This is a genomic window from Elusimicrobiota bacterium (genome assembly GCA_016721625.1).
GTDB lineage: Bacteria > Elusimicrobiota > Elusimicrobia > FEN-1173 > FEN-1173 > JADKHR01.
Genome location: JADKHR010000001.1, coordinates 1,557,881 through 1,568,098, shown reverse-complemented (window position 1 = coordinate 1,568,098; position 10,218 = coordinate 1,557,881). Strand labels below are relative to the sequence as shown.

At 60.9% G+C, this 10,218-nt stretch carries 8 protein-coding genes; all 8 read left to right on the top strand.

Going from position 1 to position 10,218, the window contains the following annotated elements:
- Window positions 1-119 precede the first annotated feature (119 nt).
- The 8 genes from IPP35_06750 to IPP35_06715 all read left to right on the top strand — a co-directional run bounded on the left by IPP35_06750 (window position 120) and on the right by IPP35_06715 (window position 10,166).
- On the top strand, window positions 120-1,277 hold the full coding sequence (locus IPP35_06750) for an ATP-binding protein (GenBank protein MBL0058796.1): 1,158 nt from the start codon (window positions 120-122) through the stop codon (window positions 1,275-1,277).
- 362 nt (window positions 1,278-1,639) lie between these two features.
- A complete protein-coding gene (locus tag IPP35_06745) occupies window positions 1,640-3,049 on the top strand; it encodes a DUF3131 domain-containing protein (protein ID MBL0058795.1) in 1,410 nt (469 codons plus the stop codon).
- Between the two features lie 10 nt (window positions 3,050-3,059).
- Window positions 3,060-3,839, top strand: coding sequence for a substrate-binding domain-containing protein (locus tag IPP35_06740; GenBank protein MBL0058794.1), 780 nt, complete (start codon window positions 3,060-3,062; stop codon window positions 3,837-3,839).
- A gap of 7 nt (window positions 3,840-3,846) precedes the next feature.
- Window positions 3,847-5,106 (top strand): hypothetical protein, encoded by a 1,260-nt coding sequence (locus tag IPP35_06735; GenBank protein ID MBL0058793.1) that lies wholly within the window; start codon window positions 3,847-3,849, stop codon window positions 5,104-5,106.
- Between the two features lie 44 nt (window positions 5,107-5,150).
- Window positions 5,151-6,587 (top strand): gliding motility-associated C-terminal domain-containing protein, encoded by a 1,437-nt coding sequence (locus IPP35_06730; GenBank protein ID MBL0058792.1) that lies wholly within the window; start codon window positions 5,151-5,153, stop codon window positions 6,585-6,587.
- Complete coding sequence (locus IPP35_06725; protein MBL0058791.1) at window positions 6,584-7,465, top strand: PorV/PorQ family protein; 882 nt, start codon at window positions 6,584-6,586, stop codon at window positions 7,463-7,465. Before IPP35_06730 ends, IPP35_06725 begins: the two co-directional genes overlap by 4 nt.
- Window positions 7,462-8,727, top strand: coding sequence for a hypothetical protein (locus tag IPP35_06720; protein MBL0058790.1), 1,266 nt, complete (start codon window positions 7,462-7,464; stop codon window positions 8,725-8,727). The genes IPP35_06725 and IPP35_06720 overlap by 4 nt, the downstream gene beginning before the upstream one ends.
- Window positions 8,724-10,166, top strand: coding sequence for a CIA30 family protein (locus IPP35_06715; GenBank protein MBL0058789.1), 1,443 nt, complete (start codon window positions 8,724-8,726; stop codon window positions 10,164-10,166). The genes IPP35_06720 and IPP35_06715 overlap by 4 nt, the downstream gene beginning before the upstream one ends.
- Window positions 10,167-10,218: the final 52 nt, after the last annotated feature.

Sequence of the window (10,218 nt, the reverse complement as noted above, 5' to 3'; positions counted from 1 at the left end):
GAAGGGGAAGCCCAAACCCAGGCCTTAATCCGCCTGCAAGCGTAAGCCGACTTACCGACCCAACAACGGCCTGAGTGCGTTGACATTTCGGGCCGTATTGTTCCATAATGCCTGCTTATATGGAAACGATACGGCGATTATTTGAGCCTCCCGACGGACATTTTTTCCTTTTCGGGCCGAGGGGAACGGGAAAATCCACCTGGGTTCGATCCATGTTTCCCCAGGCCCTTTGGCTCGACCTCCTGAATGCGGCCAATGAACATGCCTACGGGGCCCATCCTGAAAACCTTAAACCATGGGTTGACGCCCACCCCGAAGCCAAAGACATTGTGATTGATGAGGTCCAGAAAATTCCCGCGTTGTTGGACATGGTGCATTTACTTATCGAGGAAAAAAAAGACCGACGGTTCATCCTAACGGGGTCCAGTGCCCGTAAATTGAAACGCGGGGGGGCCAACCTCCTTGGTGGTCGAGCTCTCTATTGCACCCTTCATCCGTTTATGGCCGTTGAATTGGGTAAGGATTTCAAAATGCAAAAGGCTCTGGATCAAGGTTTGCTACCCATGGTCTGGAGTTCAAAGCATCCTGAAGAAACATTGGCCGCCTACTCAGGGGTTTATCTTAAGGAGGAGGTCAAAATGGAAGGGCTGGTGCGGGACGCGGGAAATTTTTCTAGATTCATGGAGGCCATTGGTTTTTCCCACGGCTCCCCATTAAACATCAGCAACGTCTCCCGGGAGTGCGGGGTTGAAAGAAAGACGGTCGAATCCTTCGTGGAAATATTAGAGGACCTCCTGTTGGCTTTTCGGGTTCCCATTTTTTCCAAACGGGCAAAACGGGACCTGATTTCCCACTCCAAATTCTATTACTTTGATGCGGGAGTCTTTCGATCCTTGAGGAAGAGAGGCCCCCTGGACCGGCCCGAGGAAATCGACGGCTTGGCGTTGGAAGGCTTGGTCGCCCAGCATTTGAGAGCGTGGGCGGCCTATCGGCGGGGAGGAGCGGACCTTTTCTTTTGGCAAACCCGATGGGGATTAGAAGTCGATTTCGTGGTCTATGGGCCCGACGTGTTTTTCGGCATTGAAGTCAAGAATACAAACCGAATCCGGGCCGAAGACCTCCGGGGGCTCAAGAATTTCCTGGAGGATTATCCGGAGGCGAAAGGGTACTTGCTTTATCGTGGCGACAAGAAACTACGGTTCGGAAAAATTCTTTGCATCCCCTGTGAAGAATTCCTTCACCAACTTAACCCGGCGGTCACGGTGCCGTTCGCCTGAAAGCGCTCAAAAACCCGCTCGAGGCCCTGGAAGGAGCGGCCCAACCCGAGGCCTTGATCCGCCTGCAAGCGAAAACCAAGATCCGGAACGAGCGCAACGTAGGCGAGATGGCTTGGGGGCGCGGGTGGGGGGAATTTACGGGAATTTCAGGGGTCGGTCCAGATCCGTCCGGAAATCCCACCAGGGGAGCGATCGGCAACGGCGCGAGAGAGCGGTTTTCTGATCGGAGAAGCTCGCGACGGACCCAAGGGAACCCGCGTCCGCGCCGTCCCACAGTCTGAATGATTCCGCTATGTGAAACACGCGGTCTCCCCCGAATGAAGTTGATTTGCTAGACTCCCCGAAGCCTTCAAACGTTAAATATGAATTCGAACCCCCTTAAGAAATGTTTCCTCTTTCTGGCGTTCCTGCCGGCATGGGCGCACGCCTTGGCCGCCAAGCCGCCCATTCCGGAGGCCCAACAGCAGGCTCGGCTGTTGGCGTTCAAGCCGGAGGATTCGAAATCGCTGGACCTCTCCCTGCCCGACAACGCCCTGTTGGAGGCCATCGCCAAGGATACCTGGGTCTATTTCCGGGACCTGGTGGACCGGGAGAACGGCATCCCGATCGATAACGTTTTGGTGGCCGGAGCCCAATCCCGCGTCGGAAGTTTTACCTCGACGACCAACATCGGGCTCTACCTGATGTCTGTGGCGGGCGCCGTGGAGTTTGGGCTCATTTCTCCCGGAGAGGCTCAGGCCCGGATCCGCTTGGTCCTTCTCACCCTCAACAAGCTGGACCACTGGCGGGGCCAATATTTCAATTATTACGAGACCATCACGTTGGATGTCAGCCGCCGGTTTGCCTCCTCCGTCGACAACGGTTGGTTGGCGGCGGGGCTCATTGTGGCGCGGCAGTCCTTTCCGACCCTCGCCCAGGATATCGATCGGATTTTGGAGGAAATGGATTTTTCCCGCTTTTACGACCCGGAGATCGGCCAGCTGTGGGGGGGGTTTGACGCGGCCCAAAACAAGCCCTCCACCAACCATTACGGGCTCCTCTGCACCGAACCCCGCATCGCCTCCTACATCGGCATCGCCAAGGGCGACCTTCCTCGGGAACACTGGTATCGGCTCTTCCGCGTTCTTCCGGACGAATGGGACTGGCAAAACCAAAAGCCCCAGGGCCAGCTCCGCACGATCGGCGGGCAGGACGTGTTCTACGGGACCTACTCCCACAATGGGATCCGCTACGTTCCCTCCTGGGGCGGCAGTCTCTTTGAGTTCCTCATGCCGAACCTCGTTTTGGACGAGCAACAACTTTCCAAGCGGGGCCTGGGCGCCAACAACCTGATCGCGTTGAACGCCCAAATCCATTACGCTTTGCAGGAGCGGCGTTATCCCGCCTGGGGCATGTCCCCCTGCGCCACGCCGGACAGCCAACAGGGGTATAAGGAATACGGGGTGCCCTATCTAGGCGCCAAGGGATATCCCGACGAAGGAGTGGTCACCCCCCACGTGAGTTTTTTGGCCTTAATGGTCGACGCTCCCCAGGCCATCGAAAACATCCGTCGTCTGGCCCGCATGAAGGGCCTCTATGGGCCCTACGGTTTTTACGACAGCGTCAACGTCCGAACGGGTCGGGCCTCCGCGCGGTTTCTGGCCCTGGACCAAAGCATGACCTTTATTTCCATCGTCAATTATTTGAAGAACGGCGCCATTCAAAAACGGTTCTTGAGCTATCCCCCCATTCAAGAGCAGTTGGACCTCCTTCGGGACGAGGTGTTTTTCTAGTCGAGGCGATGTGATCCATCCGATCGGCGTCGTCACGCATCCAGCGCCGGACCTTTCGGCCCCCTATTTCGCTGAAACCTTGTCCGGCCTGGGGCAGACGATCCCCCATTTCCTTTTAAATCCATCGACGGAAACGCCCGTGAGCGGGCTCCTTTTTCTGGCGCCCGGCGCCCAGGACCCCTGTCTCGCGCGGGCGGTGGAAACGGGGCTCCCGGCCGTGATCCTAAACGGCGAGGGAGCGGGGCTTCCTTCCATGGACCTCGACAACGCCGCGGCCGCCCACGCCGTCGTGTCGCACCTGTTAAAAAACGGCGGCCGTCGGATCGCCTTGATCAACGGGAAATTGGAAACGGCCAACGGCGCGGCCCGCCAGGCCGGCTACCAGCGGGCTTTGGAGGAAGCGGGCCTCCCCTGGGATCCCGCTCGGGTGGAAACGGGAAATTTCTCGCGGGCCGGGGGCCGGTGGGCCATGGAACGGTTTCTCGCTTTGGAGGAGAGCCCGGACGCCGTCTTTGCCGCCAACGACCACATGGCCCTGGGGGCCCGGGACGTCCTTCTCGAACGAGGGCGGAGGGTGCCGGACGACGTTCTTCTGGCCGGGTTCGACGATATCCCCGAAGCGGCCACCGCCGGCCTCACCACCGTCCGCCAGCCTCTTTCCTCCATGGCCCGTCTGGCCGGGGAGTGGCTTTCGGGGTGGATCCGGTCCGGCCGACGGCCCGATCCCGAGCGAGTGCGGGTTCCGGGCGAATTGATCGTCCGCTCCTCCTCCGGTCCCCGTTTTGAGTAGATCCCCCATGGGCGCTCGTCTCCATTTCTTGCGTTGGGCGGGCGTTCTGCTGATGGTTTCCATTTTGGTGAACGCTCCCCCGAATCGGTCGGGGCGGGTGTTGGACCGCATGGCTCCGGCGGTCTACCAGGCACTGAAGACTCTCCGGGCTCCCGCCCGCCAGTTTGAGTTCCCGGTCGACAACACGGGCCCGGGCGGCCGGACCTACACGAAATCCACCAACATCGGGCTGGACCTTCTTTCGACCGTGGCCGCCTTGGAACAAGGGCAAGAGGATCCGTTCCTCGGCCTGGAGCATGTCCGTCGGGTCGTCCAAGGCCTCTCGACGCTCCGCACCCACCGCGGCATTTTTCCCGAATACGTTCATTTAAACGAGGACGGCGCCGTGGCGGACGTGGCGGACGGTCGGATCCGTTACTCCTCGGTGGATTCCGCCTGGCTCCACTTCGCGCTCAGCGTGGCCGGACATTATTTTCGCCCCGTGGATCCCGCCCTCGCCCGCGCCATGGAAAAACAGGTCGACGCGGCCGACTACTCCCTTTTTCTCCACGACGACAACCGCCGTTTCCGCCACGGCGTCACGGTGCTCGCCGACGACGACTCGGTGGCGGAGGCGTGGCCCTACGATTACGACAACAAAAACAGCGAGGCCCGTCTCTTGATCGTTTTTCTGACGGCGGCCGGGAAAATCCCGCCGGACGTTTGGCGGGCGATGACCTATGACACGGTCCAGGTGGAGGGACTCACCGTGGCGGACGGCTGGAAACTGTCGGCCTTTGTGGAACTGGCGGGGAACATCTATTTCGACGAGGCGGCGATCGCCCCCTGCACCCTGGGCGCCCACCACCTCCGCTACGTGGAAGCCTCGCGGCGGATCGCGTTCCGTCGAGGGTTTCGCTTCTATGGGTGGGCCCCCTGTTACGGTCCCGGGGACACGTACCAAGAATACGGGTTGTCGCACCCGGAGGTCGTGAGCCCCTACGCCGTCGCCTTGCTCGCCACCGTCGGAGAAAAGGAGGCCTTGCTAAATTTCCATAAATTCGTACAATCCTCTCCATCCCTCGCGGGGGCGGCGCCTTTTCCGGACGCCGTGGACCCCCGGACGGGCGGCGTCTTAAACCGCCGCGCTCTTTCCCTCAACCAGAACCTTTTTTACCACGCGCTCTCGAAGGACGCTCTTCGCCGCGTGGTGGCCCGCGCGGGCTGGCACGCGAAAGCGAGCCGTTTGATCGCGGACATGGATGAGGAACCAAGGCCCCTAAAATAGCGGGGCCGGGTTCGAGCGAACCTTCGCAACCAATGAGGCAACGGGTGCCAACAACGGTGTTGTGTCGACGATCCTTGCTCTTCGCGGCGGTCCTGGCCGCGTCTTCTCTCCATGCCGGCGTTTTGCACGATTTCGAGAACGTTCCCCTTTTAACGACTTTTCAAGATGGGGGGGCCACCATCGTTTCCTCCGGCGCGGTGGGAATGAATGGAAACGCCCTTCAACTCACCTACGATTTGACCGGCGGGTCCTTCGCCGGGATCCGCCTGGGGGTGAAAGGCTACGATTTGGTCGCCCTGGGGGCGACCGGCCTCCGCTTCCAATACCGTATGACGGGACCGGCCCGGCAACTGGAAATTGAGCTGGTGGATGGGGACAATGCCCAGGACGCAGGGTGTGACAAAGCCAAAGCTTTTTTTACCCCGATTGCCGACGGCGTCTGGCGCTCGATCACCCTCTCTACGGCTTCTTTCTCCACCATCACCAATTCCACCTGGAGCCTTCCCGGGAACGGTTCCTTCAATAACCGAGAGATTTCGCAGTTTATCTTCGTGGTGGCCCGCGGGGTCGGCTCGGACGGGACGGGGTCGGTTTTTCTCGACAACTTTGAGTTCGTGAACGGAGGCGGGAACGTTGTGCGGTCTTTCGAAACCTTTTCCCTTCCTAAGAACGAGGTGGTGTATTTGGAATGGTCCCAGAATCCCGGCGTGCCCTTCCCCTTGTCCATCGAAATCGACAACACGGCCCCGGGGGCTTCCTCGGGGAACCAGGTGGGCCGGGTGGACTACACCCTGGCGACCGGAAGCGACTACGGCGGGTTCGTCCGAGTTCTGAACGCCAACTTTCTGGCCGAGCCCATGGTCCGGTTCGGGTTCAACGGCACGGGGGGAAACAATACGGTGGAGGTGAAGCTCGTGGACGTCGACGGGACGGTTTACGTGAAGAAAGTGACCGACGTGACGGACACCGGCGGGACGTGGAAGACCGCGTCCATCCCCGTGGATCAATTTTCCTTCAACGCCGTGGGGAGCGACGCGCTCCTGAACCTCCGCCGTGTGACGGCCGTGGAATTCGTTATCTCCCGGGGGGAGGCCAAACCCGGGGTTCTCCTTTTGGACACCCTGGAGTCGGTTCCCGATATCGCTCTTGAAAAATCCGGCGTGGGGAACGTGCTCACGCAGTATTCAACCCCCAACAATCCCTTTTCCCCCAACGGCGACGGAACGAAAGACACCTTCGCGTTTAACTTCACTTTGAGCGAGGCCGCCCGAGTGGTCCTCCGCGTGTTCAATCTTCAGGGGGTGCCGATCAAAACCATCGATGGCGGAACCCAGGCGGCCGGGGGCCGGGCTTTCTCTTGGGACGGGGTCGGCGACGACGGGCGGCTCGTGGCCAACGGCCTTTACTTTTTCGTGGTGGAAGCGGAAGGCGCCGCTTCCGGGAAAGACACGGTCAAGCAGGTCGTGGCGGTGATGCGATGAAACTCCTCCGCGCGCTCGGCCTTTTCTTCCTCGCGATGCCGCTGTTTCTGCGGACGTCGGCCTTCGGCGCCGCTTTTGAGCCCATGGGGTACGGGGCGGCCGCCAAGGGCATGGGGGGCGCTTACGTGGCTTTGGCGGAAGACGGCACGGCCGCCTATTGGAACCCGGCGGGGCTGGCCCTAGTGAAATCGCGCCAGTTCACCGCTTCCTACGAAATCCCCTACGGGTTAGATCTCCTCCGCGCCGCGAACGTGGGCTATACCCAGCCGGACGTGGGGAAGGGAACGTTGAGCGCCCAACTGCTTCATTTGGACACCCAAGGGGACGCCTCCTTTTTTAATTACGCGGAGAGCACCTACCTCCTGGCCTACGGCCGGAAGTTCTGCCAGGACTGTTTCAGTATGGGCGTCGGAATGCGCTATTACGCCGCGACGGGGGACGACGTCAAGGGCACGGGATTGGGGTTCGATGTGGGGGCTCTTTTCCGCCCGTTCAACGACCGGCTTCGTTTGGCTTTCGCCTGGCAGGACCTGAACCGCCCCCGGATCAGCTGGAGTACGGGCGCCCGGGACAGCCTCCCCTACACGCTTCGCTTGGGCGGCGCGTGGAAACTCGCCAAAGCCACGGACCTTTCCCTTCAATTCGACCAACGCCACGCCGAGCCCTCCGTTTGGCGGGCGGGCGCGGCCCAGCGGTTTCTGGGCGAGGCCATCACCCTCCGCGGGGGCCTGCACCGGTCCGGGGACCAGGATCAATGGAACTTGGCCTTGGGCGGGGGGCTCCGCTACCGAAACTTTGATTTCGATTATGCCTGGGACACCACGGACCAACTGGGCAACACCCAAACCCTTTCCCTGGCCATGAGGTTCGGCAAATGAGACGACTTATTCTGGCGGGCGCGGCGGTGATGTTCCTGCCCCTGGCGGCGGGCGCGGCTCCGATCCTTTTGGACAACTTTAACGAAGCCAAGAAAGACAACGCCCTGGGGGGGGCCACCGGCACGTGGTTCGACCCCGAGGACAAAAGCGTATTCTGCAACGCCGACTACGACGACAAGGTCTTTTTCGGCGCCGCGGGCCGGAGCTTGAGGCTGGACTATAAAATCGACAGCCAGCGGGAAAACGTCAAAGTGCCCACCAACTATTCCGTCTCCAATCCGGCCACCAAAGACAACCAGGCCTTCAACGGCTATTATTCCCTTTTCCCGCCGCAGGATTTGACGAACTACACTCACCTGATTTTCTGGGTCAAGGGGGATGCGGACAAGGGGTTCACCCGTTCATTCAAAATCGAATTGAAAGACGGGCAAAACACGGCCTACGCCGGCTATCGGGTGACCGGGATCACCGATCAATGGCGGCGCTACGCCGTCCCGCTTCGTGAATTCAGGGACATCAAGGATTGGGCCAACGTCAAAGAACTGGTTTTTGTTTTCGCCCAGGGCGACGTGACCCGAAAAGACGGGACGCTTTACCTGGACGACTTCTATTTCTCCGAAACCGCCGAGCAAAATATTTCTATTCCCGAAGAGTCCTACGCGGCCGCGCGCGGCGCCCAAGCCCCCGCCGTGGACGGAGCGATCAACGACTGGCCGCGGAAACGATGGCGGGACATTTCCGATAGTGAGTATGTGGAAAAGGGGGCCCGGAGCGGAAAGGCCGACGCCTCGGCCCGCTGGGCGGTCCGCTGGGACGCCCAATACCTTTATGTAGCCGTGGCCTTGAAGGACAACGAAGTGGTCAACCGGGAAATCGGCGACGGGTTGTGGAAGGACGACTGCGTGGAGATCTACGTGAGCCCGAACGGGCGTGAGTTCGCCTGGGGTGATCCCTCCGCCTTCCAGCTGGGTTTCGCCCCGACGTCGAGCGCGGGGAACCCGGCCCGCTGGGCCTGGTTTCAGCGGCGGGCTCCCACCGACAAAGAAACCCAAGTGGTTTGGAACAAGAAGGGGAACGTGATGGAAGCGGCCATCGCTTGGTCGTTCCTCGGGGTGACGCCCGGGGTCAACCGTGACATGGGGTTCGCGGTGGCTTTTCATGATCGGGACTTGCTCGATGGAACGCCGGAATGCAAGCTCACCTGGAGCATCGGAAGCGTGGGCACGGCCCGCGTGAAAGTGGGTCGGTTGGTGTTGCAATGAATCGCGCTCGCTTCTGGGCTTTGGCGTTGTTGGTTTTGAGCGGAAGCGGCGCCTGGGCGGCGGATTCGCTGGTGGTGGCCGACTTTGACGCGGTGACCCCGGAGGTGTTTTCGTTCAAGGACGAAAAGGGCAGTCTCCTCAACACCAGCGGCGCTTACCCCGACCCGGAGAAAGGGAAGGTCGCCGGGATCAAATACGATATTCTCGCCGGGGGCTGGGGGGGCTGGGGTTTGGTGTTGAAGGGCGCCAACGTGTCTGGATATCGTTATCTGGCTTTCGATCTGCGGGGCGAGAAGGGCGGGGAAATTTTTCAGCTCGGTCTTCGGGACACCCAGGGGCAGGAACGGAAAAAAGCGATTTCCCTCTATGTGGATACCCCGACCACCTGGCAGAGGGTCTACGTCCCCCTGGCGGATTTCGCCGGCGTGAACCTGGCGAGTTTGGATAATTTGAACCTGGGTTTTGGGTCCAAACTGAAAGGGCGGGTTTTCTTCGACAACATCGCTTTCGAAGGCGCGCCGGAAAGCCCCGCCGCCGCGGCCCCCTCCGCCGCACCGACAGCGGTTGGTTCCCCGGCGGTCCCGGTGACGGGCGACGTGGCCAACAAGGTGGTGGTCGACGGTTTTGACCGCACCAACCCGGACACCGCCTATCGGACGTTCTCCGGCGATGCCTCCCAGATCAACCTGGCTTCCTCCCGTATTCTCTACGACGGCGATTATTCCATGGAGATCCAGTACAAGCTTCTGACGGAGAGTTCCTGGGGGAGCTGGGTTTCCGCCCTCCGCGCCCCCGCCCAGCCGTTGGATTGGTCCGGGGTGGACGCGGTGAAGGTGTGGGTGAAAGGCGACGGTTCGGATAATTATTTCCGGTTCCGGTTCACCCAAGCCGACGGCCAGGTTTGGGAGAACACGGATAAAAAGGTCTTGTCGAGCAACCGCTGGACGCTGGTGGCGTTTCCGATCCGCGACTTCACTTTGGCGGACCAAAAGGCTCGCGGTGTCGCGCCGAAGTTGGTCGGCATCAAGTCGTTCGAACTGCGGATCGTGAGCCCCACCTCCAGCACCACGGCGGGGGCAAAATCCTCGGGGGGGACGAATCTGGGTGGACCTTCTGTTCGTGACGGGGGAACGGTTGCGGGGAAGCGGCATCGTTCCCGCCAAGGGTCCCGCCCCCGCGGGCGCGCCGCCGGTGGCGCCGGCCGCCGCTCCCTCGACTCCACCGCAAGGGCTGGGCGCCGGCAACTTGGATTTCAGCTTGATCGCCTACACGGAATATTTTCACACCCCGGAAGAGCAAAGCCAGGTCAACAGCAACGTGAAGCTGGTCACCACCGGGAAATTGGGCAACTTCAGCGCCCGCGTGGAGTTCGCTTCGGAGTCCCAGGAATATGGGCAGGCGTCGGCCTACGTCGGGTCCACGGTGACGTCCACGGATAATCGGCCCGCGAAGATGGAAGTCCCCAGTTACCAGGTGTTCGCCACCAACCTC

Coding starts and splice junctions, on each gene's coding strand:
- IPP35_06725 (MBL0058791.1), top strand. CDS start 6,584: ATGAAACTCCTCCGCGCGCTCGGCCTTTTCTTCCTCGCGATGCCGCTG.
- IPP35_06745 (MBL0058795.1), top strand. CDS start 1,640: ATGAATTCGAACCCCCTTAAGAAATGTTTCCTCTTTCTGGCGTTCCTG.
- IPP35_06735 (MBL0058793.1), top strand. CDS start 3,847: ATGGGCGCTCGTCTCCATTTCTTGCGTTGGGCGGGCGTTCTGCTGATG.
- IPP35_06715 (MBL0058789.1), top strand. CDS start 8,724: ATGAATCGCGCTCGCTTCTGGGCTTTGGCGTTGTTGGTTTTGAGCGGA.
- IPP35_06720 (MBL0058790.1), top strand. CDS start 7,462: ATGAGACGACTTATTCTGGCGGGCGCGGCGGTGATGTTCCTGCCCCTG.
- IPP35_06750 (MBL0058796.1), top strand. CDS start 120: ATGGAAACGATACGGCGATTATTTGAGCCTCCCGACGGACATTTTTTC.